Source organism: Rhizobium sp. LEGMi-198b, assembly GCF_054114205.1.
This window is the reverse complement of the sequence record NZ_JBSYVH010000003.1, coordinates 669,267-694,548: the sequence shown is the minus strand read 5'-3', so window position 1 is coordinate 694,548 and position 25,282 is coordinate 669,267. Positions and strand designations below refer to the sequence as shown.

At 60.5% G+C, this 25,282-nt stretch carries 24 protein-coding genes; 20 read left to right on the top strand and 4 right to left on the bottom strand.

Annotated features, from left to right (window positions below; translation table 11 throughout):
- Nucleotides 1-15: 15 nt before the first annotated feature.
- Nucleotides 16-915: a LysR family transcriptional regulator gene (locus ACXHXG_RS16050; protein ID WP_104827986.1), complete on the bottom strand. Its 900-nt coding sequence runs from the start codon at nucleotides 913-915 to the stop codon at nucleotides 16-18.
- Between the two features lie 113 nt (nucleotides 916-1,028).
- On the opposite strand from ACXHXG_RS16050, the gene ACXHXG_RS16045 reads away from it, so the two are divergent.
- The 11 genes from ACXHXG_RS16045 to ACXHXG_RS15995 all read left to right on the top strand — a co-directional run bounded on the left by ACXHXG_RS16045 (nucleotide 1,029) and on the right by ACXHXG_RS15995 (nucleotide 11,982).
- Complete coding sequence (locus tag ACXHXG_RS16045; protein WP_285169916.1) at nucleotides 1,029-1,541, top strand: SRPBCC family protein; 513 nt, start codon at nucleotides 1,029-1,031, stop codon at nucleotides 1,539-1,541.
- Nucleotides 1,542-1,568: 27 nt separating this feature from the next.
- A complete protein-coding gene (locus ACXHXG_RS16040) occupies nucleotides 1,569-1,700 on the top strand; it encodes a hypothetical protein (RefSeq protein WP_260304416.1) in 132 nt (43 codons plus the stop codon).
- A gap of 187 nt (nucleotides 1,701-1,887) precedes the next feature.
- Nucleotides 1,888-3,522 carry an arylsulfatase gene (locus ACXHXG_RS16035; RefSeq protein ID WP_457899931.1) on the top strand — a complete coding sequence of 545 codons (1,635 nt, stop codon included), beginning with the start codon at nucleotides 1,888-1,890 and terminating at the stop codon, nucleotides 3,520-3,522.
- A 67-nt stretch (nucleotides 3,523-3,589) separates the two neighbouring features.
- Complete coding sequence (locus ACXHXG_RS16030) at nucleotides 3,590-4,567, top strand: AAA family ATPase (protein WP_457899930.1); 978 nt, start codon at nucleotides 3,590-3,592, stop codon at nucleotides 4,565-4,567.
- A 9-nt stretch (nucleotides 4,568-4,576) separates the two neighbouring features.
- The gene (locus tag ACXHXG_RS16025) at nucleotides 4,577-5,527 is read left to right on the top strand and encodes a DUF58 domain-containing protein (RefSeq protein WP_457899929.1); all 951 of its coding nucleotides are present in this window, start codon (nucleotides 4,577-4,579) and stop codon (nucleotides 5,525-5,527) included.
- A 2-nt stretch (nucleotides 5,528-5,529) separates the two neighbouring features.
- On the top strand, nucleotides 5,530-6,045 hold the full coding sequence (locus ACXHXG_RS16020; RefSeq protein WP_457899928.1) for a DUF4381 domain-containing protein: 516 nt from the start codon (nucleotides 5,530-5,532) through the stop codon (nucleotides 6,043-6,045).
- Entirely contained in the window at nucleotides 6,032-7,021 is a 990-nt protein-coding gene (locus ACXHXG_RS16015; protein WP_283052584.1) for a vWA domain-containing protein, read from the top strand. Before ACXHXG_RS16020 ends, ACXHXG_RS16015 begins: the two co-directional genes overlap by 14 nt.
- Nucleotides 7,018-8,574 (top strand): VWA domain-containing protein, encoded by a 1,557-nt coding sequence (locus ACXHXG_RS16010; RefSeq protein WP_457899927.1) that lies wholly within the window; start codon nucleotides 7,018-7,020, stop codon nucleotides 8,572-8,574. The genes ACXHXG_RS16015 and ACXHXG_RS16010 overlap by 4 nt, the downstream gene beginning before the upstream one ends.
- The gene (locus tag ACXHXG_RS16005; protein ID WP_457899926.1) at nucleotides 8,571-9,908 is read left to right on the top strand and encodes a BatD family protein; all 1,338 of its coding nucleotides are present in this window, start codon (nucleotides 8,571-8,573) and stop codon (nucleotides 9,906-9,908) included. The genes ACXHXG_RS16010 and ACXHXG_RS16005 overlap by 4 nt, the downstream gene beginning before the upstream one ends.
- Before the next feature lie 84 nt (nucleotides 9,909-9,992).
- Nucleotides 9,993-10,958, top strand: coding sequence for a formylglycine-generating enzyme family protein (locus tag ACXHXG_RS16000; protein ID WP_457899925.1), 966 nt, complete (start codon nucleotides 9,993-9,995; stop codon nucleotides 10,956-10,958).
- A gap of 13 nt (nucleotides 10,959-10,971) precedes the next feature.
- A complete protein-coding gene (locus ACXHXG_RS15995) occupies nucleotides 10,972-11,982 on the top strand; it encodes an HAD family hydrolase (protein ID WP_283052589.1) in 1,011 nt (336 codons plus the stop codon).
- A gap of 251 nt (nucleotides 11,983-12,233) precedes the next feature.
- Here ACXHXG_RS15995 and ACXHXG_RS15990 read toward each other — a convergent pair whose 3' ends face one another.
- Nucleotides 12,234-13,976 (bottom strand): tetratricopeptide repeat protein, encoded by a 1,743-nt coding sequence (locus ACXHXG_RS15990; RefSeq protein WP_457899924.1) that lies wholly within the window; start codon nucleotides 13,974-13,976, stop codon nucleotides 12,234-12,236.
- Between the two features lie 127 nt (nucleotides 13,977-14,103).
- Nucleotides 14,104-14,403 carry a hypothetical protein gene (locus ACXHXG_RS15985; RefSeq protein ID WP_283052593.1) on the bottom strand — a complete coding sequence of 100 codons (300 nt, stop codon included), beginning with the start codon at nucleotides 14,401-14,403 and terminating at the stop codon, nucleotides 14,104-14,106.
- A gap of 187 nt (nucleotides 14,404-14,590) precedes the next feature.
- Here ACXHXG_RS15985 and ACXHXG_RS15980 point away from each other — a divergent pair, with 187 nt between their 5' ends.
- Nucleotides 14,591-16,549, top strand: coding sequence for a mechanosensitive ion channel family protein (locus tag ACXHXG_RS15980; RefSeq protein ID WP_457899923.1), 1,959 nt, complete (start codon nucleotides 14,591-14,593; stop codon nucleotides 16,547-16,549).
- A gap of 436 nt (nucleotides 16,550-16,985) precedes the next feature.
- Nucleotides 16,986-17,615 carry a hypothetical protein gene (locus tag ACXHXG_RS15975; protein WP_104827635.1) on the top strand — a complete coding sequence of 210 codons (630 nt, stop codon included), beginning with the start codon at nucleotides 16,986-16,988 and terminating at the stop codon, nucleotides 17,613-17,615.
- Between the two features lie 7 nt (nucleotides 17,616-17,622).
- Here ACXHXG_RS15975 and ACXHXG_RS15970 read toward each other — a convergent pair whose 3' ends face one another.
- Nucleotides 17,623-18,330, bottom strand: a complete 708-nt coding sequence (locus tag ACXHXG_RS15970; protein WP_457899922.1) for a GntR family transcriptional regulator — start codon at nucleotides 18,328-18,330, stop codon at nucleotides 17,623-17,625.
- A 310-nt stretch (nucleotides 18,331-18,640) separates the two neighbouring features.
- On the opposite strand from ACXHXG_RS15970, the gene ACXHXG_RS15965 reads away from it, so the two are divergent.
- Genes ACXHXG_RS15965 through ACXHXG_RS15935 form a run of 7 tightly spaced genes read left to right on the top strand, consistent with a single transcriptional unit; the run spans nucleotide 18,641 to nucleotide 25,132 of the window.
- Nucleotides 18,641-19,768 (top strand): BMP family ABC transporter substrate-binding protein, encoded by a 1,128-nt coding sequence (locus ACXHXG_RS15965; protein ID WP_104827637.1) that lies wholly within the window; start codon nucleotides 18,641-18,643, stop codon nucleotides 19,766-19,768.
- Between the two features lie 20 nt (nucleotides 19,769-19,788).
- Nucleotides 19,789-20,919 (top strand): ABC transporter permease, encoded by a 1,131-nt coding sequence (locus ACXHXG_RS15960; RefSeq protein ID WP_457899921.1) that lies wholly within the window; start codon nucleotides 19,789-19,791, stop codon nucleotides 20,917-20,919.
- A complete protein-coding gene (locus ACXHXG_RS15955; protein ID WP_457899920.1) occupies nucleotides 20,919-21,845 on the top strand; it encodes an ABC transporter permease in 927 nt (308 codons plus the stop codon). Before ACXHXG_RS15960 ends, ACXHXG_RS15955 begins: the two co-directional genes overlap by 1 nt.
- Nucleotides 21,846-21,857: 12 nt before the next feature.
- On the top strand, nucleotides 21,858-22,571 hold the full coding sequence (gene biuH, locus ACXHXG_RS15950) for a biuret amidohydrolase (RefSeq protein WP_457899919.1): 714 nt from the start codon (nucleotides 21,858-21,860) through the stop codon (nucleotides 22,569-22,571).
- A complete protein-coding gene (locus ACXHXG_RS15945) occupies nucleotides 22,568-24,118 on the top strand; it encodes an ABC transporter ATP-binding protein (RefSeq protein ID WP_457899918.1) in 1,551 nt (516 codons plus the stop codon). Before biuH ends, ACXHXG_RS15945 begins: the two co-directional genes overlap by 4 nt.
- Nucleotides 24,118-24,786 (top strand): cysteine hydrolase family protein, encoded by a 669-nt coding sequence (locus ACXHXG_RS15940; RefSeq protein ID WP_104827641.1) that lies wholly within the window; start codon nucleotides 24,118-24,120, stop codon nucleotides 24,784-24,786. Before ACXHXG_RS15945 ends, ACXHXG_RS15940 begins: the two co-directional genes overlap by 1 nt.
- Nucleotides 24,779-25,132, top strand: a complete 354-nt coding sequence (locus ACXHXG_RS15935) for a cupin domain-containing protein (protein ID WP_104827642.1) — start codon at nucleotides 24,779-24,781, stop codon at nucleotides 25,130-25,132. Before ACXHXG_RS15940 ends, ACXHXG_RS15935 begins: the two co-directional genes overlap by 8 nt.
- Nucleotides 25,133-25,282: the final 150 nt, after the last annotated feature.

The following is a 25,282-nucleotide window of genomic DNA, read 5'->3' as shown; positions in this document are numbered from 1 at the left end:
GTACGTCAGATCGGGTCAGGTGACCGCAAGCGTCTCGAATATCATCGAGCGGATCCACCGATGGCGCGGATCGCTATGCGTTCGTTCATGCCAAACCGCGATCTTCGAGAATCCAGGAATGCTGACTGGCGACTCCTTCACCAAAATGCCCTCGACGCCTTCAACAAGACGTCGAGGAACAACGGCGATCAGGTCAGTACTGCGTAAGATTTCGGCAAGGATAAGGAAGCTGGTTACGGAAAGCGCGACCCGCCGTCGGCGGCCAAGGGAGGCCAAAGCGTCGTCGGTGACGCCCCAGAAGCGCTCGCCGGAATAAGATACGAGCGCGTGGTCCAGTGCGCAAAACCGGTCGAGATCGATCGGCCCACAAGCGTCTGGATGTCCCTCGCGCATGGCGCACACGTAGGTCTCGTCGAAGAGATGGCGCGCATGCAGGTCCGGCGGCGCAGTTTCCGGCGTCACGAGCGCCAGATCGAGATCGCCACGCTCGAACTGCATCTGTGCCCTATCGTGCTCCAAGGGCCGCACGGCCACGCGTACACCTGAGGAGACTGCCCTTAGCTTCGGCAGGAAAGGGAGGACAACAGCATGCAGCGCGTAATCTGTCGCCGCGATAGACATTGTGAACTCCGCCGTAGCAGGATCGAATGTCGGCGGCTGAAGCAATGCTTCTACGTCGCCCAGGACTTGTTTAACCGGCCCAGCGAGTTCCATCGCTCTCAGCGTCGGCACAACCCCGCGCTGGGTTCGGACAAAGAGCGGATCATCGAAGCTCACTCGCATTCTCGTGAGCATACCGCTGACCGCAGGCTGAGTAAGGCCGAGCCGTTCGGCGGCGCGAGTAACACTGCGTTCGTCCAATAGGGCGTCAAGCGCCTTGAGGAGATTGAGGTCCAGGGATCTGATATCTCGCATTCTTATATCCATCATCATAAATGCCAATTTCCCTTATGTCTGCATATTTGGCATTACGGAGCAATACGAAACGAGCACGACCTCCAGCAGGCCGCGGTATGAGGAACTTCCGAATGATGAATGCAATTCAATGGCCGGAAGGCTATCTTCCAGGCTTCACCGAAAACTTCTCCTCCAACGAGGTCATCGCCGCCGATCTTCAGGTTGCTGATGTCTGGCCACAGCTCAGTCAAGCCACGCTCTGGCCAAGCTACTATCCCAATTCCGCGAATGTCCGCTTCTACGACGGCAAAGGGCCGGAACTGGAAGAAGGCGTGCGCTTTTATTTTGAGACCTTTGGATTTCCCGTCGAAGCTGAGGTCGTCGAATACGTGCCTCCAACGAAAGGAAAGCCGGGTCGTGTCGCCTGGCATGGCTGGGCTGGTGAAGGCGAGACCCGTCTTGACGTTCATCACGCATGGCTGATCGAGGAACTGCCGGGCGGGCGGGTTCGCGTTCTCACCCAGGAGACACAAAAGGGCAAGCCTGCCGAAGATCTGGCAAAGACCAAGCCCAACCCCATGATCAACGGCCACCAAGACTGGCTGGATGGTTTGATCGCTGCCGCTCGCACGGCCACGAGATAGTGGCAAGACAGCGCCTATAAGAAGCGAATGCCAAGATCCACCCCCCGCTCGATGGCGCGGATCGATTCATCGTCATCGCTGACGGCCGCCGAGCAACAGGCGGCCGACGTCGACGATGCGCTCAAGACCAATCCAAAGTCGCAGCCGCTGACCCAGTAGCCCATCCCGATTTACGTCTTCTGTTACGTCCGCAACGTCCGCGTTTACCGTAACGTACTTCCACGGGAACCTTATCGGGAGAAGTGTGGCGTGGTCGAATACGACATCCAGTTTCGGCAGCGCCAGACACTGCCCGACCAAAGGAGACCGTAATGTTGAACGACCACGACATGGCGAGGAGGACGTGATGAACACGGCCTTCTCTCGACGCCTCCTCGGTGCCACCGCGGCTCTCGCTATGACGCTCGGCGCAATTTCGCTTGCGTCATTCCCGGTCCATGCACAGCAGGCTGCACCGTCTGCAACAACGCCGGCGACGGACAATGCCGGCTCGAAGCCCAACATTCTCGTCATCTTCGGCGACGATATCGGCCAGACGAACATCAGCGCCTATTCCTTTGGCGTCATGGGCTACCGGACGCCGAACATCGACCGCCTCGCCAAGGAAGGGACGATGTTTACGGACTACTACGCCGAAAACAGTTGCACGGCAGGGCGCTCGACCTTCATCACCGGTCAGGTCTGCCTGCGCACAGGCCTTTGCAAGGTCGGTATCCCGGGCGCAACGGTCGGCCTCCAGCCGCGCGACATCACGATCGCGCAAGCCCTGAAGCCGCTCGGCTATGCAACGGGCCAGTTCGGCAAGAACCATCTCGGCGATCGGGACGAATTCCTGCCGACCAACCACGGGTTCGACGAGTTCTATGGCAATCTTTACCATCTCAATGCCGAGGAGGAGCCGGAACGGCCCTACTATCCGAAAGATGACCAGGAATTCGTCCGCACGAACTCTCCGCGCGGCGTTCTCAAGGCGTCATCGGACGGCAAGATCGAAGACACTGGCGCTTTGAACCGGAAACGCATGGAGACGGTCGATGACGAAACGACGGCGGCCGCCATCGATTTCATGCAGAGGAAGGCAAAGGAGGGTAAGCCCTTCTTCACCTGGATGAACACGACCCGAATGCATGCTTTCACCCACGTCCGGCAATCAATGCAGGGCCAAAGCGGCATGCCCGGCAACGACTATGCCGACGGGATGATCGAGCACGACGGCGACGTCGGCAAACTGCTGAAAGCACTGGACGATCTCAACATCGCCGACAATACGATCGTGCTATACACGACCGACAACGGCCCGAACCAATGGTCATGGCCGGATGCCGCAACGACGCCGTTCCGAAGCGAAAAGGATACCAACTGGGAAGGCGCTTTCCGGGTACCCGCGATCATCCGTTGGCCCGGCCATGTAAAGGCGGGTGAAACATCCAATGAGATGGTATCCGGACTTGACTGGTTCCCGACGTTGCTCGCGGCTGCCGGCGATCCCGACATCAAGGACCGCCTTCTCAAGGGAACGGCGATTAGCGACAACCAGTTCAAGGTCCATCTCGACGGCTATAATCAGCTTCCATATCTGACAGGGCAACAGCCGAAATCGGCCCGTACCGAATTCTTCTACTTTGATGACGACGGTCAGCTTGTCGCCTATCGCTTCGGCGACTGGAAGCTCGTCTTCTGCGAACAGCGTCAGCCGGGCGGTTTTCAGGTTTGGGCCAATCCGTTCACATGCCTTCGCGCTCCGAAAACCTTCAATCTTCGAATGGACCCTTATGAGCGGGCGGATATCGTTTCCGACCAGTATTATGACTGGTACGCCAAGAATGCCTATCTCGTGCAGTATGGCGTCTGGCGGGTGGCTCCATTCCTGCAAACTTTCCGCGAGTATCCGCCCAGCCAGCGGCCGGCCAGCTTCAGCGTGGACCAGATGATCGACGCACTGATGAAATCGCTGGAACAAAGTCCGGCGACAGCCAAGTAGTTCGGCGAACCCCATCGACGGGCGTGGCCTGAAGGCCTCGCCCGCTTCCAATATGGACGGGACGAGCATGACCGCACGTGACGACATTATCGCGCTGAGCGCACGGATTGGCCGGTCGATCATCGGCCAGGAGGCGATGGTCGAGCGGCTTCTCCTTGGGCTGCTCGCCAATGGCCATCTTCTGGTCGAGGGCCTGCCGGGGTTGGCGAAGACGCGCGCCATCAAGAGCCTGGCGAGGAATCTCGACGCCGAGCTCTCGCGCATCCAGTTCACACCGGACCTGCTGCCGGCCGATATCACCGGCTCGGAGATCTATTTCAGCGAGGGCGGCAGGGGCGAGTTCAAGTTTCAGCAGGGACCGATTTTCGCCAGCCTGATCCTCGCCGACGAGATTAATCGCGCGCCCGCAAAGGTGCAGTCGGCCTTGCTGGAAGCGATGGAGGAGCGGCAGGTAACCGTCGGGGGCAAGAGCTATCCTCTGCCCGCGCTTTTCATGGTGATGGCGACGCAGAATCCGATCGAGCAGGAGGGTACCTATCCCCTGCCCGAAGCGCAGCTCGACCGCTTCCTGATGCATGTGGAGGTCGGCTATCCCAACGAAACATCCGAAGGAGCAATCATGCGGCTCAATCGCGATGAGGAAAACGAAGCGCATGGAGAGGGCAAGCCCACGCCGCAGCAAAGGCTTGATCCGCAAGCAATATTCGAGGCACGCAAGGAGATAGGAGCGGTTGCCGTCTCCGATCCCATCGAGAAATACATCGTCGCTTTGGTCTTCGCCACGCGATACCCCGACAGATATGACAAGGACCTCGCCAAATTGCTGCAGGTCGGTGTCAGCCCGCGCGGCGTCATCGGTCTCGACAAAGTTTCCCGCTCCTATGCCTGGCTGAAGGGTCGCGACTATGTCATCCCCGACGACGTCAAGGCTGTTGTCAGCGACGTTTTCCGCCATCGCCTGATCCTCTCCTACGAGGCTCATGCCTCCAACACCGCGCCGGATCAGGTCATCGACCGCATCGTCGAACTCGTGGCGGTTTCATGAGGAACGGCCATGGCTCGCAACGAAGGCAGCACAGGCGTCCATGTCAGCACCGAGCAGCTCGTCGCTCTCGAGCGCCAGGCTCGCGACCTGACCTTCGTCCAAAAGGCGCGGAGCCATCGTCAACTTTCCGGCCGGATGCGCTCGTCGATGCGTGGCCGGGGCCTGAGTTTTGAGGAACTGCGCGACTATCTGCCGGGGGACGACATCCGCACAATCGACTGGCGGGTCACGGCACGCACCAGCAGGCCGGCAGTCCGCGTCTACACGGAAGAGAAGGAACGGCCAGCGCTGATCGTCGTCGACCAGCGCATCAACATGTTCTTCGGCAGCCGACGGTCGATGAAATCGGTGACCGCAGCGGAGGCGGCCATGCTCTGCGCCTGGCGGATTCTCGGCTCCGGCGACCGGGTCGGCGGCTTCGTGTTCAACGACAGCGAGATTGTCGAGCTCAGGCCGCACCGCAGCCGGGAAGCCGTCATGGGCCTTGCCGACAGGATTGCCCGCCAGAATACAGGGTTGAGCGCTGCCTATGCCGGAACGCCCGGTCTCGCCGCGCTCGACGCCGTTGCTGCCCGCGTCGCGAACATCGCTCATCATGATCATCTCGTCGTCTTCATCAGCGACTTCGATGGTCATACGGCGGCGACACGCAACACGCTGCTGCGCCTCTCGGCACATAACGACGTGATCTGCCTCCTCGTTTACGATCCCTTCCTTCTGCAGTTGCCGCAATCGGGCAACATCGTGATCAGCGGCGGCAGTCTTCAGGCAGAACTGATACTCAGACAAGGCGACGTCCGGCAAGCGATCGATCGCTTCGCACGTGAGCGCGGCCGGGAACTGCGGTCCTGGCAACGAGAGCTTGGCCTTCCAATGCTGCCGATTTCAACCGCGGAAGAAACCGCGCCGCAGCTCCGCCGCCTGCTGGAGCAATCCGCCTGGCGGCAACGGAGGCGATGACCATGGGACCAGCCACTCCGACGACCGATCCGATGACCGAGATCGCCCTGCGATCCCTCAGGGACATCGCCGTGCCACCGCCGATCTCGTGGATGCCGCAGACCTGGGGATGGGCCGTATTGGCGACAATTCTCGTCGTCGTTCTCTTGGTCGTCTTTCTGCGCTGGCTGAAGGCCTATCGCGCAAACGCCTATCGACGCGAGGCGCTCGCCCGGCTCGCCGAGATTGAAGAGAAAATCCGCGATCCGGTCGCGCGAGGAGACGGGCTGCGCGAACTCGCCGCCCTTCTGAAGCGCGTCATGCTGGCCGGCTGGGGCCGGCCGGCCGTGGCAGAGATCGCCGGCGCGGCCTGGGTTCGCTTCCTGAGCGAACATGGCGACGGGGAAGCGAGTACCGCCCTGGAAAGACTGCTCGACGATCTTGAATACCACGGCAATGCAGAGCCGCCGCCGGATGTCGTCGACCAAGCGGTCCCGGCCGCACGAAGCTGGATCGGACACCATCATGTATCAGCTTGACCATCCGTGGCTGCTGTTTCTTCTTCCCGTGCCGCTGTTCGTCTGGTGGCTTCTTCCAGCGCATCGGCAAACGTCGGAGGCCGTTCGCATCCCCTTCTTCGAGCAGGTTGCAGACGCCGCCGGCATCCGTCCGACGGAAGGTTCGGTCATCCCGCGCCGGACTTGGCTACAGTTGATCGTCGAGACGCTCGCTTGGTGCCTGATGCTGCTCGCCCTCGCGCGTCCGCAATTCGTCGAGCCGCCGATCGAGAAGGTCGAGCCGCAGCGAGACATCATGCTCGCACTCGACCTATCGCAGTCGATGGATACGAAGGATTTCCGCGCCGCGGACGGAAGCACTGAGGCACGCGTCGATGCCGTTAAGAAGGTCGTCTCCGATTTCGTATCGAAGCGACCCGGCGACAGGATCGGCCTCGTCGCCTTCGGCGATGCGCCATATCCGTTGGTCCCCTTTACCATGGACCATGCCACCTTGCAGACGATGATCGCCGAGATCGTGCCGGGCATCGCAGGTCCCCGCACGTCGCTCGGCGACGCCATCGGGCTGGCGATCAAGATGTTCGAAAAGACGACCGTTCCGGAGAAGGAATTGATACTGCTGACCGACGGCAACGACACCGCCAGCAAGATGCCGCCTGCCAAGGCTGCCGGAATCGCCAAGACCAAGGGGATCGTTGTTCATACCGTCGGAATCGGTGATCCGGCCGCGACCGGCGAGGACAAGCTCGATACGGAAATGCTCCGAAAGATCGCCACAGGCACCGGTGGGCGCTACTTCTTTGGCGAAGATCAAACCGCGCTCGCCGCCATCTACGACGTGCTCGACCGGATCACGCCGGTGAACCAGAAGACGCTCTCCTGGCAACCGCGCATAGAACTCTTCTATTGGCCTCTTGGTGCATCGATCGCACTCATCGTGGTCTATTATGGACTGTGCGGCATCCGCAGCCTCCTGCATAGAGAGGTGGCGGCATGATAGAGGACTTCCATTTCCTGCGTCCATGGTGGCTGCTGGCGCTTGCGCTTCCGGTCGCGTTGCTCTGGCTGTCCTCCCGCTCCGGCGATGCCCGCAACCGATGGAAAGGGATCATCGCGCCGCACCTGCTCGACAGCCTCGTCGTCAGGGGAAGCGGCGGCTCCCGGTTCCGACCTTCCTGGCTCCTTGCCGCCGCGATGGCGGCGGCAGCGATCGCGACATCAGGACCAACCTGGGAGCGGGAGGTTCCACCGTTCGTCGAAAATACGGCGCCACTCGTCATCGCCGTCGACCTGTCGGCGACGATGAATGCGATCGACGTTACGCCTTCGCGGATCGAGCGCGCCAAGCTGAAGATCAGGGACATCATCGCAGAGCGGCAAGGTGCAAGGACGGCTGTCGTCGCTTATGCGGGAACGGCACATCTCGTCCTTCCTTTCACAGAGGACGCCTCTCTCACCGAAACCTACACGGATGCCCTGGCGACGCGCATCATGCCCGTCCCCGGCAAGGATTCGACCAGGCCGCTCCAGCTTGCCGAAGAGCTCCTCTCGAAGGAGGAGACGACCGGCACGATCCTGTTCATGACAGACGGTATCGAGGAGAGAGCATTTGAAGCTTTCAAGCGCGGAGCGGGCAGCAGCATTGTCGTACTCGGCGTCGGCACGGCGGCAGGCGGTCCCGTCAAGACACCGGACGGTGGCTTCGAGACGGATGCGGGCGGCGGACGCATCTTCGCCAAGCTCGATGTCGAGGGTCTGAAGCACCTGCATACGCAGACGGGCACGGAGGTCGCGACGATCACCGACGACGACACGGACGTGCGCTGGATAATGCAGCGCATCCGGACGAATTTCGAACAGAAGCAGGCTAAGGAAGGCGATCGCTGGCGCGATATGGGATGGTGGGCGGTCATCCCCCTCGTCATTCTCTACGCGGTATCGTTCCGGCGCGGCTGCGTCGTGCGCTTTGCCGGCATCGTTCTTGCTGGGAGAATGGTGATACCCACCGAGGTCGATGCCGGCAGCCTTGCGGACATGTGGTTGACATCAGACCAGCAAGGCCGGCTTGCCTACGAGCGCAGCGATTATGCAGCGGCATCGGCGCATTTTCTCGATCCGATGTGGGAGGGCGCCGCGCTCTATCGCGCCGGCAAATACGCGGAAGCCGTCGACGCCTTCGCCGCCGTCGACACAGCCGAGAGCTGGTATGATCAGGGAAACGCGCTGCTCCACCTTGAAAGGTTCGACGAGGCGGTCGCGGCTTACAAGAGGGCGCTGGATGGACGAAAGGGCTGGCCGGACGCGCAGGCGAATCTCGCAATCGCCGAAGCGCTGCTAAAGGCGAAGCAGGAGGAGGAACAGGACGAGCAAGGGGAGCCGAACGAGAAACCCGATCAGGTGCAATTCGACGACAAGGGCAAACAGGGCAAGCAAGGAAGGATCGACATCGCCGAACAGACGTCGGAGATGTGGATGAAGAATATCCAGGTGAGCCCGGCGGATCTCATGGCACGGAAGTTCTCCCTCGAAACGCGGGAAAAGACGCCATGAGATCGGCAGCCATGGGCCTTGCCCTCTCTCTGTTGGCCGCCACTTCCTGCTTGGCGGCGGAACCTTTCGCTCGTGCAAGCGTCGATGACGACGGCCAGATTGTGCCTGGCCAGCAGGTGCACGTCATCGTCGACGTCTTCGTTCCGGATTTCTTTACCTCGCCTCCGCAGTTCCCGCTGTTCGACCTTCCCAACGCCGTCGTCACGCTCGCGAACGAGCGCCCGCAAAATCTGCTGCAGACCATCGATGGCGTTCAATATTCCGGAATTCGCAGGACCTATGCCGTCGTTCCGGAGGTGTCGGGAACGTTCACCCTGCCGTCGGTGCCGATCGAGCTCGGCTATTCGGAAGACGGGAGATGGGTCAAGGGAACGGTGCAACTCCCCTCCATCGGCTTCAATGTCATCGGTTCGGTATCCGGACAACGGACACCGGTCTTCGCCGCCCGCCAGATCGCGCTCACCCAGTCCTTTGACCGGAATCCCTCACAGCTCAAGGTCGGCGATGCGGTCGTGCGGACCGTGACCGTCTTCGGCGAGGATACACAGGCCATGATGATACCGCAGGTCGTCATCGGCGAGGCTGCCGGTCTCAGGCAATATCAAAAGCCACCGCAGATCGCGGATAACATCGTGAGCGGAAATACGACGGGAAGCAGGCGCATAGAGACCATCGTCTACACGGCGGACAAGGCCGGCACCTTCCGCATCCCCGCGGTTTCCTATCCATGGTTCGATGTCGACGCGCATCAGGCCAGGACCACCACGTTGCCGACTGTGGCCGTCACCGTCATCGATGCACCGGCATCGTCCGACATCATCGCGCCCGAGCTTCGGCAGGAGACGGCGCCGAGCCGTTCCCGAACCTTGACGGCCGCGGCACTGGCCTCGGGCTGCGCTCTTTGCGTTGCCGTCCTATGGGCGGGTCGGCGCTTCCTGCCACGGTTTTCAAACGGAATGCGAGCCTGGCGTCGCCCGCGCCCAAACTCGGAACACGTGGAATTCAAGCGGCTGATGAACTCAATCGCCGGTGATGAAGAGAGTGCCGTCTATCAGGCTTTGATGCGCTGGACACGAGTGGTCGGCTATTCCTCGATTTCGACATGGATGACCGCCTCGTCCGATCCCGACTTGCGATCGCAGATAGAGGCCATAGAAAAAGCCCTCTTCGGTTCCGGAACCGATGGCGCTCCATTCGACCGGCAGGCGTTGGCGGATGCTGTTCGCAGGTCGCACATCGCAAAACCTGCTCCAGGCAGCTTGCGGGGCGGTGCCCTGCCACCGCTCAATCCAGGCGCGGCTTCGCCCACTTCCGTAAATTTACGCCGGTGGTAACATTTGCCGCCGGGCATTTACCGTAACGTACTTCCGAACAGCCGCATCGAAGGCAAAGCTGTTCTTTCAATTTCGGAGGCAAGGATGGCTTTGGCATTCGAAAACGAGCGGACAGCGGACGGCGGCCCCGAGGGCATGGTCTGGATCCCCGGCAGGACCTTCACGATGGGATCGGACAACCACTATCCGGAGGAGGCCCCTACCCATCCGGTAAGGGTCGACGGCTTCTGGATCGAGGAAACGCCGGTGACGAACCGGAAGTTCATGGCATTCGTCGACGCCACCGGCTACGTGACTTTCGCCGAGAAGGCTCCCGATCCCAAAGACTATCCGGGCGCACGCCCCGAAATGCTGAAGGCAGGATCGCTCGTCTTCTTTCAGCCGAAGAATGTTGCTGGCCCGGACATAACGCAGTGGTGGAAATTCAAGTTCGGCGCGAACTGGCGCCGTCCGCTCGGCGGACTGAGTGACCTGCGTGGGAAGCTGGACCATCCTGTTGTCCATATCGCCTGGTGCGATGCCAAGGCCTATGCGGACTGGGCAGGCCTCGATTTGCCGACCGAGGCGGAGTGGGAACTTGCCGCCCGCGGTGGCCTTGACGACACCGAATTCGCCTGGGGGGATGAACTCATGCCCGACGGTCGCCCGATGGCCAATACGTGGCAGGGAACATTTCCGACGCTCAGCACCAAGCCCGCGGGAAAAGAACGGACCTCGCCCGTGCGCTCTTTCCCCCCGAACGGCTACGGCCTTTACGACATGATCGGCAATGTATGGGAGTGGACCTCCGATTATTGGTCAGCGCGGCACACCGAACCTGCCGCCAAATCCTGCTGCATCCCGAGCAATCCCCGCGGCGGACCGGCAGACGCGAGCTACGACCCCATGCAACCGCAGATCCGCATCCCTCGGAGGGTGCTGAAGGGCGGCTCGCATCTTTGTGCGCCCAACTATTGCCGTCGTTATCGCCCCGCCGCCCGCCATGCCGAGCCGGAGGATACGTCCACAAGCCATGTCGGCTTCCGCTGCGTGAAAAGAACGACCGCGTGACAGGAGATATCCGATGAGACCGATCCGGAACACCGAAACGATCCTCGCCTCGCTGATTGTTGCCGTGTTTACGCTGGCGGCGGGCTTCGTCAGTCCCGCCTTCTCGCAGGAGTCGCTGCCGTCATGGAACGACACGGCCGCGAAGAGCCGCATCATGGCCTTCGTCAAGGCAACGGTGACGGATGGCGGCGAAGGCTACGTCGCGCCTGAAGATCGCATCGCCGTCTTCGACAATGACGGTACGCTCTGGGCCGAACAGCCCTATTACGTCCAACTCGGCTTCATGCTGGACCGGGTGAAGACATTGGCGCCGCAACACCCGGAATGGAAGGAGAAAGAACCGTTCAAATCCATCCTTGCCGGCGACCTGAAAGGGATCGCAAAGAGCGGCGAGAAGGGCATCGTCGAACTCGGCATGGCAACGCATGCCGGAATGACGACCGACCAGTTCGCCTCGATCGTCACGGACTGGTTCGCAACGGCGAAACATCCGAAAACAGGCAAGCCGTATACCGAGATGACGTATCTGCCGATGCGCGAACTGCTCGACTATCTGCGCGCCAACGGCTTCAAGACCTACATCGTCTCCGGCGGCGGCGTGGAGTTCATGCGGCCGATTACGGAAAAGGCCTATGGCATCCCGCCGGAACAGGTGGTGGGAAGCACGATCACCACCGAATTCGATATCGTCGACGACGTACCTGTCCTGAAGCGTCTGCCGGAGATCGACTTCATCGACGACGGCCCTGGCAAGCCTGCCGGTATCAACAAGTTCATCGGGCGCAAGCCGATCTTTGTTGCAGGCAATTCCGACGGCGATTACGAGATGATGCGGTGGACGACCGCGGCGAAGAGCCCGGGCTTTGCGATGCTGATCCACCATACGGACGGCGATCGCGAATATGCCTACGACCGCCAGTCCGCGTTTGGGAAGCTGGACAAGGCGCTCGACGAAGCCGGACGCCGCAACTGGCTGGTCGTTGACATGAAGAATGACTGGAAGAAGATCTTCGCTTTCGAATAGTCAGGGCTGATGGCGGCAAGCCGGGGGCCGGGCCTGCCTGCCCTCCCCCGGTCAGAAGTGGAATACCGCACCCACCATCGGGCCGTGCTCCACGATATCCTCGGTGAGGCTGCCATTGCTGTAGTTGACGCCAAGCGCTCTGTAACCGGCAATCGCGGAGCCATGGCAGGCAACAGGTCGGCGGCGTGAGAAGCCACCGGAATAGTAAGAGCCACTGCCGACAGGCGGCCTTTCTCCGACATCCCCCGCCTCTAGGATGCGCTGGCAAGCCGGTCGGCGGCTTTGAAGTCCGCACCGGCCTTCGTCAGTCCGTCCTTGAGCTTTGCAGTAATGGACGGGTGATAATGTCTCTGCTCCATTCTTTGATGAAACAGGCGAATGAAATCCGGATCCTGATTCTGCATGGCTGCGAGCCGCGGGGCAGCCTGGCTCGATCCGAGCTGAGCCAGTGCGGCGATCCTCAGCACCTTCAGCACATAGTCGCCGCGATGCACCTGCTCGGCCAGCAACGAGGCCTCGGACCAGTCGGACCTGCGATAGGCGTCGAGAGCGAGAACGATAACCGCATCGCCTGGCACGGTGTCGACATTGCGCCCGGCATCCCGTGCCAGCGAGACGCCTGCGTCGAAATAGCCGGAGGCAAAAAGAACCGTGGCGAGCGTTGCGCCAACATCCGGATTGTTCGGATTGAGGGACATGGCCCTGTTGCCTGTGTCTATTGCTGCCGTGTTCCAGCCCGCGGCAAACTGCGTCATCATCAGGGCGACTTGCGCCCGGTCGGAACGCGGCGCAAGCGATACGGAGCGGTTTGCGAGTTTATAGGATCTGGCGAGCGTCGCCTGGTCGATCACACCCTCTTCTCCTGTCAGCAGCGCCCTTGCGAGCGTTGCGCCGGCGTCTGCATCGTCCGGACTTTTCGCTATTGTCCGCTCCAGACAGTCCATCGATCTCGCAATCACCGCTGAGTCTCGGTCCTCGAGCGCGCGCTCTGCGCGGAGCACGCAAGCGTTTCCAAGCGAACCTGCAGCGCTTCCATAGGTCTCCGCGTTATTGATCACGCTATCGCTCGAGGCAAACCTTCGGGCTAGAGACGCCGCGAGATTCATGCTAACGGCCGCGGGGCTCTTGCCTGCCGTATCCTCCCTTTCGACCCCGGACCGAAGCACTTCGCCGGTCGCGAGGTTCGCTATCTGCCACCAGATGCTTCTATCGTTCCCGTCGCCATAATACTTCATCTCGATCCGATAGGCATTTGCGTCGGAAGAACGGTGGGCCGCAAACTGCAGTCTGTCCGAGGGCAAAGCCTCTGTGACAGTCAGCGTCCGAAACTGGGTCAGGGCGGTCAGCAGCATCTCACGCGTCGCGTTTGCCTCTCCGCTCCATGCGGCGTCGGCAGCTACCATCTCGACCGAGACCGCCGGGCGGACAGTGATTGCCGGAGCAATCTCAGACATTCCCCACATGAGCGCCGTCCCCATGCCAAGGACTGCCGCAATCGCTGCCCATGCCTGCCACCCTGCAACCGGAGAACGTTTCGAACGCGAAGTTCGGAGGGGGCCGATGTATTCCTCCAGCTCCCTCCTCGCTGTTTCGGCCTCTGCCGCTTCACCGCCGATCTCATATTCCGGCAAGGATGATGCGGAAAAAATCGTGACATAGCGCCCCTTTGGCAGGTCGATCATGATTCCGCGCGGCGAGCCGTATGCTTCGTAATACTGGCTGAGCGCAGTACGAAGCCGGCTAACCTCGATACGGACGATAGGATCGAGGGAGGCATCGAAACTGCTGGTGCGTCCAAGCACATCGATTGCTATGGAATAGGCTTTGACCCCTTCCGCACGCCCGCTTAATCCCTGCTCGGCAATATATCCGAGAATTGCCTTCGCCCGATCCGTCGCATGAAACCTTGGGTCGGAGAGCAGCCTGTCGAGCTCGGCTCTGGCGTCTGCTTCGGAAACTTCGCAAGCCCTCGTGTCGTGTTCTTCAGCGTCCATGGCGGCCCCCGCACACATTGGTCCAGCTAAAGTAGAACAGACGAATTTATCGCTCAGAAAACAAACGGTTGCAATACGAGTCTCTAACAAAACCAAAACGTGATTGATTTTAACGCGAGTTCGCGGGTTATTTCGGCACGCTCGAACCGCGTTCGAGGCAATATTGTATGACTTCGGATTCAATTTCCGCGCAGATGTCCGTGTACTCTTCGATCATGGGCGAGCGGTCGCCGGTGGATTCGCTACGAAGCCGGTCCAGCGTGGAGCACGCGTCGTCATAGGCTTCGAACAGATTTCCAAGCGAAGAGGGCTTCGTGGCAAGAATCTGAAGGCGGCCGCGAATTGACGGCAGCTTCAACATCAACCGCCACATGCCGCGTTCCCGCGTACCTACCGGGGCTCTTTCGTTGCCGCTCCCCTTGTCCATCAGACCATTCAGACTCCCGCCGGCACCTTTTTCAGGAGTATGATCCGGCGCCCACTTTCAGGAAGTACGTTACCGTAACAAGGACCGTAAATACCCTGCACGATAGTTGTTACGCCGAGTTTACCGTAACGTACTCCCCTGTAGGGAACTTGTATGCTCCATTTGAGGACCGACAGAGGAGCATTCCATGAAGCCTGCATATCTTGCCGTCGCCACGGTCTTCATTCTCGGCCTGCTTCTCCTCGCACCCATGGCGCATGCCCAGCAGCAAACCTCGGATGCCAAGGTCGATGAACTCGTCCGCTTGCTGCAAGATCCCGACGTCAAAGCCTGGCTTGACAGCCGCAAGGCCGGCTCCGCAGCCGGGCCGGCTGCGGAGCAGGATGCTTCTGCGCTTGCCGACTGGGACAAGCGAGCGCGCTCGCGGTACGGTGGCATTATCGCCGCCATACCGACGATTCCCGGTGAAATCGCCGCGGCCATGCGCCGAGGGCGGGCCGATGCAATCGACCACGGATATGCTCCGATCGTCGTGCTGCTGGGAGGGCTCGTACTGCTCGGCGCGGCGGTCGAAGCCGTATTCCGGCGACAATGGTCGCATCGCGCCTCGTCGTCTCCGGTCGCCGCGGAATTCCTGCCGATTGCCGTTTTTACCGCAGCCATGGCGATCGTTTTCTTCGTGGTCGACTGGCCGCCTCTCGTGCGCATCGTCCTGTTGACCTATCTCATCGCTTTCGTGGCCTATCGTTGCCTCTCGGCGGCAGTGGCGCTTGCAACCCCGGACATAGGCCTGCGTCGGCGAATCAAGGCGTTCGCAGGCCTGCTTTTCTTTGCAATAGCGACCGCAACCCTTGGGCCTCCACTCGGCGTCCCGCCACCTGTCAACCAGGCGATTTCCTTCTGCTTCTCGATCTTCCTGTTCGCGCTCGCCCTGGAAGCCGTCTGGACCCGCAATTCATCGTCGCGTTCGCGAAAACTTGCGCTATCGCTCTGCCTCTTTGCCGTCTGGCTGCTTTGGCTGCTGAACTTCAAGGGTCTTGCCTGGCTCGGGATCTTTGCCATGATCCTGCCGCCCCTGCTTCGCCTCGTCGGGCGCGCCGTCGAGCGTGCAATGGGAGACAACCGGAAAGATCTCAAGGCCGTTATCGCTGCCAGGGGTAGCCGGGCCGTCGTCATCGCGATCGCGGTCGCATGGCTTGCAATGGTGTGGCACCTCAATCCAGATTCGCTGGCGCATCAGGATCCCACCTTGAGCGCCATTACGTACGGCCTGCTGAAGAGCGCCGTCGTTCTTCTCGTTGCCGATCTCGTTTGGCATATCGCCAAAGCCTTCATCGACAGCAAGCTGCAGACTTTCTCCGCCGATCCTTCCGCGCATGGCGGCGAAGCCGCGAGCGAGCACCGCATCGCCACGCTGCTTCCGATCTTCCGCAATGCGCTGGCCGTCTTCGTGCTCGCCGCGACGGCACTGACCGTGCTCGCCGAACTGGGAGTTCAGATCGGCCCCCTCATTGCAGGCGCGGGTATCTTCGGCGTCGCCCTCGGCTTCGGCTCGCAGACGCTTGTGAAGGATGTCATCAGCGGCATCTTCTACATGCTCGACGACGCATTCCGCGTCGGCGAATACATCCAGAGCGGCAGTTACAAGGGCACTGTCGAATCCTTCAGCCTTCGTTCGGTACGCCTGCGCCATCACCGCGGGCCGATCTTTACCGTGCCCTTCGGGGCGCTAGGTGCGGTGCAGAACATGAGCCGGGACTGGGTGATCGACAAGTTCATGCTGCGTGTTGCATTCGACACCGACATCGCCATGGTGAAAAAGCTGGTAAAAGCCATTGGCGCAGAGATGAAAGAAGATCCTGAGCTTGCCCCATTCATCATAGAGCCGGTGAAGATGAAAGGCGTCGAGCAGATCGGCGAATTCGGGATCGAGCTCAGCTTCGCATTCAGTACCGTGCCCGGCCATCAGTCCGCCGTGCGCCGTCGGGCTTATACGATGATCCGCGATGCGTTCCGATCGAACGGGATCGAGTTCGCCCAGCCGACCGTGCAGGTCGGCGGCGAAGAAAAAGCCGAGGGCAGCGCAGCGGTGGCGGCGCTCCGGTCGGTCCAGCTCAAGCAGCAGGCCACCGAGGTCCCGAAGTAACGGCCATGTCATCGTATTAGGAAGAGCTGTGGCTACGGATCATGCGTGGCGGTCTTTTCGATACGCTGATGACTGGATTGAGACTCACAAAACGACGTGGCGCCCTCGTCTTGGGCAGTCCTGTGTTGGGGAACCCTGATCCTGTTGCTCCTGGGCTCCGGGCGACTACAGCGAACTGGAATTTTCCAGGCTTTTTAGGTGGTTACGCACCAATCAATAGCCTCATTCCGCCTTCTCGGAACCCGCAAACATCGAGCCCGGAGGTCGGCTCGAGCGCAATGCGCTGCTTTGCGCAAAATGCACCACATTCTGTTTATTGGTTGGTAGTGCTTTTGATTTATCGGGATAATCAGAGGTTGATAGCCGCCATGCATGGCACAAGCGAAGCCGTCAGCCACGATATGAGTCTTATCCATTTGCCAGCGAGGCGCGTCACTTGAACCACCGCCTCCTCCAATTTTTAGGCTATATGATGAAAACAAAAATCCGTTCTTGCGCCATTTCCGTAGTCACTGTTGCGGCATTGGCAGGGTGCCAAACTGCAAAGCCTATCGCGATGAGCGTTGTGGCCACACCGACCGCGAAAGGCGTGCAGTACGGCGATGTGCTGTCACCACAGCGCGCTGCCGGTCAGGACATCCCGGCCCTCAAAGGCCAGAAGATTGTTACGGTGCGAACCTACGAGGATGTCCGGAAGAAGGACGCGCAATTTTCCACCAGAACCGAATTGGAAGGCATCGACTGCGCGTTGGATAGCGAGGGGTATCGTGCCTCTGTGAAGACCCCCGCAGAAATTAGAGTGCCTGACTACGGCTACGCCTCACGCCCGGTTTCCGTCCACTGCCAAGCCCCGGGCTACAGGACCGGTTATGCAAGCGCTCAGCCTTTCGATGAAACATCCCATGACCGCATGGCGGCAGCAAGCAACAACGGTCTTGTAACAATGGTGGCAGTCGCCTTAGTCGATGCCGCGACAGACAAGAAAAAGCATGACTACAGCTATCCGCCCGTATTCGTGACGATGAACCGGATTGGATGTGAAAAGGACAAATCAGGATGCCACTAGCGCATAGCTAGCTTTCACTTGCTTTGGCAAAGACCGCGCTAACGTCGCTGACAATTTCCACATGGGAATATGCAGCCTGCGCAGCGCCGGCGCCATCCGCTCGCATGATCGCCGTCACGATTACGTCGTGCTCGTCATAGGATTTCGCCAACCGGCCGGGTAACCGAAACTGCGCGCGACGGAACGGTGCAAGCCGCGCTCTGCTTTGCGTGACCAGTTCGTAGATGTGTTCGTTGTGCGCGCCGCGATAAAGCCGAGTATGAAACTGGGTATTATGGGCGGCATAGTCTTCCTCCGCACCCAGATGCACAAGGCGCGCGGAAGCGTGATGCTCGATTTCCAGCATGCGCCGTTCTTCGACTGTCATTCGCTCGGCCGCAAGCCGCGCGCAGATTGCCTCAAGCTCCGCCATCGCCTCGAACATCGAATGCAGATAGGTCTCGGTCACGTTGGTGACGAGGGCGCTGCGGTTCGGCTCGCGTTCGACAAGCCCCATTGCCCCGAGTTCGCGCAGCGCCTCGCGCACCGGCGTGCGCGATACTTCGAAACGGGCGGCCAGCGAAATTTCGTCAAGCTTTTCGCCCGGTAGCATCTGCCCGGTCACGATCATGTCGGCTATTGCCCGCACCATCTGCTCGACGGTCGTTCCTGCCCGGATGATCTCTCTGCGTCTGACCTGTTTCAAGGATCGATTCTGTTTTGTTGCGTGCTGCATACACATGTAGCGCCGGCTGATCAAAGTCAAACACTGGCAATATTATATTGTTTATATTGAATAATATCTCGCGCGAATCCAAGCCGGCGTGCACTCAATCGCTATTGCTCATATGATTATACGGCTATTTTATAGGCTATGCACAATCTTTGGCCTGATTGAGATTAAAATTGCATACACTTTAACATCTTCCCTAAACAACCCCGGAAATTTTTATGTAAAATCAACGCAATAAAATCTGGCACGGGCATTGCATACACTTTTCTGCAATCAGTTGAACCGGCAAAACCGCCGCACGGGGAGCATTCCGATGACCAGACTCCTTTCCATGAACCGCCGCCGTTTCCTTCAGGCTTCCACCACCACCCTCTTCGTCGGCACAGCACCCGGCTTTTTCTCCTCCCAGGCCCTTGCACAGACAGCCCTCACCGTCGGCTTCATCTATGTCGGCCCGAAGGATGACTATGGCTATAACCAGTCGCATGCCGAGGGCGCAGCCGCCGTCAAAGCGCTGCCGGGCATCACAGTTGTCGAAGAAGAGAACGTGCCCGAGACGGTCGACGTCCAGAAGACGATGGAATCGATGATCAATCTCGATGGCGCGACCCTGCTTTTCCCAACCTCCTTCGGCTATTTCGACCCCCACATGCTGGCCATGGCCGCCAAATACCCCGATGTCCAGTTCCGCCACTGCGGCGGCCTCTGGCAGGAGGGCAAGCATCCGGCCAATACGGGTTCCTATTTCGGCTACATCTTCCAAGGTCAGTATCTGAACGGCATCGCCGCTGGCCATGCAACGAAGAGCAAGAAGATCGGCTTCGTTGCCGCCAAGCCGATCCCGCAGGTCCTGCAAAACATCAACGCCTTCCTGCTTGGGGCTCGGTCCGTGGATCCGACCATCACCTGCCAGGTGATCTTCACCGGAGAATGGTCGCTCGCGGTCAAGGAGGCCGAAGCGACCAACGCACTGATCGACCAGGGCGCCGACGTCATCACCTGCCACGTCGACAGCCCCAAAGTGGTGGTCGAGACGGCCAGTGGCCGCGGCGCCTTCATTTGCGGCTACCACGCCAACCAGAGCCCGCTTGCTCCTGAAAAATATCTCACCGGTGCCGAATGGGCCTGGGGCAACGTCTACAGCAATTTCGTCAAGAAGGCGCAGGCAGGCGAAAAGCTCGGCAACTTCGTACGCGGCGGCCTGAAGGACGGCTTCGTAAAGATGAGCGCACTCGGCCCAGGCGTTTCCGAAGCAGGCCGCAAGGCCTTCGAGGCCACGCATGCTGAGATGATGAAGGGTGGGTTCTCGGTCTTCAAGGGGCCGCTGAAGGACAACAAGGGCAACATAGTCGTGACCGCCGACAAGAGCTACGCCGAAGACGCGATCGAGCTTGAAAGCATGAATTACCTGGTCGAAGGCGTCGTCGGGTCCACGGCGTAAACCGCAAAGGGAGAAGCGCCATGACTGTCCAGGCCAACGATCCCGCAATATCAGTCGCTTCCGAAAAACCGGCTTCGCTGCGCCCAACCCTTGAATGGATCGCGCGGCGGGCCGAGCCGATTGTCATCGGCCTTGCGGCTATCGTGATCGGTCTTGCGCTCTTCTCCCTCTTCATCCTGGCGATCGGCAAATCGCCCGCAATGCTCTTCCAACTCATGTACACCGGCGGCTTCGGCAGTTGGTTTTCCGTGCAGAACAGCCTCAGCCGTGCGGCACCCCTTCTCCTGACGGCACTCTGCGTCGCCCTACCTGCCCGTCTCGGCCTCGTCATCATCGGCGGAGAGGGCGCGGTCGTGCTGGGTGGCGTAGCCGCCGCGGCGATGGCTCTGCCACTCGTCGGCTCGGCACCGGTCTTCCTGACCTTCATTCTCATGGCGATCGCTGCCATGCTGGTTGGCGGCGTCTGGATCGGCCTCGCCGGCTTCCTGCGCCATTACCGCGGCGTCAATGAGACCATCTCGTCGCTGCTGCTTTCCTATATCGCCATCGCCCTGATGAACCAATTCGTCGAAGGGCCGCTGCGTGATCCTGCAAGCCTCAACAAGCCCTCGACCAAGCCGTTGCCGCAAGACTACATGCTTGGCCATATCCCGGGCATGGACGTGCATTGGGGTCTCGTCATTGGCGTCATCGCCTGCATCGTTTCATGGGTATTGATCGAGGTGACGAGCTACGGCTTTGCGGCCCGCATCGCCGGTGGCAATGTCCGCGCCGCGCAGATTCAGGGCCTGCCGATCGGCCGGCTGATTGCCGGCTTCACGGCGATCGCCGGCAGTTTCGCCGGGCTTGCCGGCATGATCGAGGTCACAGCCGTGCAGGGCAGCGCTAACGCGTCGCTTGCCGCTGGCTACGGCTACACCGGCATTCTCGTTGCCTTCCTCGCTCGGCACAATCCGCTGGCCATTATCCCGGTCGCGATCCTGCTTGGCGGCATCAATGCCGCGGGCGGCCTCATCCAGCGCCGCATGGGCCTGCCGGATGCCACGGTGCTGGTGCTGCAGGGCACGCTCTTCATCGTCATCCTCTTCTGCGAGACCTTTTACGGCCGCTTCAAGATCTTCAATCCCGACCTCTGGAAAAGGAGCGAATGATGGACGACACCGCAATCGGCCTCTGGGGAGTGCCCCTCGCCATCTTCGCCGGCGCGATCCGCGTCTCGACGCCCTTCATCTTCGTCAGCCTCGGCGAGACGATCACCGAGCGTTCGGGCCGCATCAATCTCGGCCTTGAAGGCACGCTCGTCTTCGGTGCCATGACCGCTTACGCTGTCGCCGTCATGAGCGGCTCCCCCTGGCTCGGCGTACTCGCTGCAATGGCGACCGGCGCAATCTTCGGCGCCGTGCATGGCTGGATCTGCAAATGGCCGAAGGTCAACGATATCGCGATCGGCATCGCCATGATGCAGTTTGGCCTGGGCCTCGCCTTCTTCCTCGGAAAACCGTTCATCCAGCCGGCGGCGCCACACCTGCCGGCAATTCCGTTCGGATTCTGGTCCAGCCTGCCGCAGATCCAAGCGGCGCTGAGTATCAACGTGCTGTTCATCCTCGGCGCGATGCTCGCCTTCGCCCTCCGGTGGGCGTTCAAGAATACACGTGTCGGCCTCATTTTGCGTGTCGTCGGCGATAGCACGGATGCTGCACGCGCCATGGGCGTCAATCCGGATCGCGTGCGCCTGATCGCCACCGCCGTCGGCGGCTCGCTGGCGGCGATCGGCGGCGCCTATCTCTCGCTCTACTATCCAGGCTCGTGGAACGAACGCATCTCCTCCGGCCAAGGCTTGATGGCCGTGGCGCTCGTCATCTTTGCGCGGTGGAATCCGATCGGTTGCTTCCTCGCAGCATTGCTCTTCGGCGGCGCTGGGGCGCTCGGCCCGGCGTTGCAGTCGGTCGGAGTGACCGAAGGCTATTATCTTTTCTATGCCGCCCCTTACGTGCTCACGCTCGTCATCATGATCATTACCTCGTCGCCCACGCGCTCGCTCGCCGGTGCGCCGGGTGCACTCTCGCTCACCAAATAGGAGAGATCATCCATGAACAGTCTGGCAACAGCCGTCATCCCCGGGAAGCCGACCTATGTCGACGCCGACCCCTATCCCTGGCCCTATAATGGCGCGCTCCGGCCGGACAACACCGCCCTCATCATCATCGACATGCAGACTGATTTCTGCGGCAAGGGCGGCTATGTCGATCACATGGGTTATGATCTGTCACTGGTCCAGGCGCCTATCGAGCCAATCAAGGCGGTGCTGGCGGACATGCGCGCCAAGGGCTACCACATCATCCAGACCCGTGAAGGTCATCGGCCCGACCTTGCGGACCTTCCGGCCAACAAGCGCTGGCGCTCGCGTCGCATCAATGCCGGCATCGGCGATCCCGGACCTTGTGGGCGCATCCTCGTGCGCGGCGAACCCGGCTGGGACATCATTCCCGAACTTTATCCCCTTGCGGGCGAGACCATCATTGACAAGCCCGGCAAGGGCTCCTTCTGCGCCACCGATCTGGAACTGATCCTCAACCAGAAGCGCATCGACAATATCATCCTGACTGGCATCACCACTGACGTCTGCGTGTCCACCACGATGCGCGAGGCCAACGATCGCGGGTTCGAATGCCTGCTATTGGAAGACTGCTGCGGCGCGACCGACTACGGCAATCACCTCGCCGCCATCAAGATGGTGAAGATGCAGGGCGGCGTCTTCGGTTCTGTCTCCAATTCTAAGACGCTGATCGAGGCTTTGCCATGAGCACGGTCCGCGATACGCCCCTTCCGAGGGCCGGCAAGGCCGTCGGCATCGACACGATCGACATGACGATGTGCTTCGGCAGTTTCACCGCCCTTGACCGTGTCTCGATCAAGGTGCCTGCCGGCAGCTTCCATGCGCTACTCGGCGAAAACGGTGCCGGCAAGTCGACGCTCGTCAAATGCATCATGGGCTTCTATCACGCCACGTCGGGGTCGCTTTCCGTCGACGGCCGCGAAGTGGCGATTACCTCGCCCAAAGACGCCGCTACCTATGGTCTCGGCATGGTCTACCAGCACTTTACGCTGGTCCCCTCGCTGACGGGTTCTGAAAACCTCGTCATCAGCCGCGCGCAAGTGCCTGGTATCATCAACTGGGCGAAAGAGCGGAAGGATCTGGCCACCTTCATGGAGCGCATGCCGTTCAAGATCCAGCTTGATCGACCGGTGAGCGAGCTTGCCGCCGGCGAAAAGCAGAAGCTGGAGATCGTCAAACAGCTCTATCTCGGCCGCTCCTTCCTGGTGCTGGATGAGCCAACGTCGGTGCTGACGCCGGCCGAAGCCGATGAGATGCTTGGCCTCGTGCGCGGTATGACCGAGCGCGGTGAACTGACCGTGCTGATGATTTCGCACAAGTTTCATGAGGTCACAAAGTTCGCCGATGCTGTCTCGATCCTGCGGCGTGGTAAGCTGGTCGGCGCCGGCAAGGTCGGTGAACTCTCCACCGCTGACATGGCGGCGATGATGATTGGCGACGTCAAGCTTGCCGAACTCGATACACGCGTTCCCGTTTCAGAAAACGCCAAGCCAGTGCTGACGATCGAGCAGGTCAAGGCACCGGACCGCTCCGGTCTCAAGAGCATCGAGATCGATAAGCTCCTGGTGCGCTCGGGCGAGATCGTCGGCATCGCCGGCATATCCGGAAACGGCCAGAAAGAGCTGACGGAAATCCTCGCCGGACAGCGGCCGACGGATAGCGGCCATGTGAGCGTCAACAGCGAGGCTTATGGCGCAACCCGCCCCGAGACACGCAAGAACAATGTTCGTTTCATCCCCGAAGAACCGCTGCAGAACGCGTGCGCCCCTCGTATGACCGTTAGCGAAAACCTCGCTTTCCGCACATTCGATCTGAAAGCGGACGGCAAGGATGCGATCTGGCTGAACAAGGGCAAGATGAAGAAGCGCGCCAGCGCGCTGATCTCCGACTTCAAGGTGAAAACGGCATCCGCCTCCTCACCGATTGCAGCGCTTTCAGGCGGCAATGTGCAGCGCGCGGTACTCGCCCGCGAGCTGACGGGCAAGGTGGACCTGCTCATCGTCTCGAACCCCTGTTTCGGCCTCGATTTCTCCGCTGTCGCCGAGATCCGTGCCCGCATCATGAAGGCGCGCAATTCCGGTACGGCCGTTTTGCTGCTGTCCGAAGATCTCGACGAGCTGCTCGAAATGTCGGACCGCATCGTGGTGATTTCCGAAGGCAAGCTGGTTTACGAGACACCGGCGCGTTCGGCGGATATCGGTGTGATCGGCGCGCATATGGCGGGGCATCACTGATGGCGGAGATCAAGGCAGAACCCTTCGCCTTTCCGGTGAAACACGACCAGCTTGCCCTTATCGTCATCGACATGCAGCGCGACTTCGCCGAACCCGGTGGCTTTGGTGCTAGCCTTGGCAATGATGTCAGTCGCATCGTCAGAATCGTCCCCGATGTCAAACGCCTCATCCAGGGCTTCCGCAACGCCGGCCTGCCGGTCATCCACACTATGGAATGCCACAAGCGCGATCTCTCCGACCTGCCGCCGGCAAAACGCGACCGCGGCAATCCGATGTTTAGGATCGGCGACAAGGGTCCCATGGGTCGCATCCTCATCTCCGGTGAGCCTGGCACGGCGATCCTACCGGAGCTTGCGCCGATCAAGGGCGAGGTCGTCATTGAAAAACCCGGCAAGGGCGCCTTTTACGCCACGAAACTTGGCGATGTCCTGCATGAGAAGGGTATCAAGCAGCTCGTCTTTGCGGGTGTAACGACAGAAGTCTGCGTGCAGACGACGATGCGCGAGGCAAACGACCGCGGCTATGAATGCCTGCTCGCCGAGGAGGCGACGGAAAGCTACTTCCCCGAATTCAAGGCCGCCGCCATTGCCATGATCCGCGCCCAGGGCGCCATCGTCGGCTGGACGGCTCGTGTCGACGATATCCTGGAAAGCATCGCCCATGCCTGAAACGACCCGCGAACTGCTCACATCAGGCGGCTGGAAGGATCTGGAATTCGGGCCGTTCCGTGAAGAGGTGACAATCCATTGGATTCGCCCCTTCGAAGGCGACCAACCGGGCGTGGCGCTCCTGAAATACGAAGCCGGCGCGTCCGTTCCCCGCCATCGCCATGAGGGGTTGGAAACCATTTTCGTTCTCGATGGGGTGCAGTCCGACGAGGCCGGCGACTACGGCCGCGGCAGTTACATCGTCAATGCCCCCGGCACAGAACATTCGGTCTGGAGCGATACCGGCTGTGTCGTGCTTATTCAGTGGGACCGGCCAGTGAAAATACTCGGAGAGGAAACGGCATGAAAGCACGGTCAGCTTTCGAGGTCGCCCTACACGAATTCTACCGCAATGGCGGCAGCGCCAAGATGAACGATCCGGGCATCTTTATTCAACTGACGAAGAAGGACTCCGCGGGAACGCCGGCAGAAATTCTGGGCAGCATGATCAAAATAG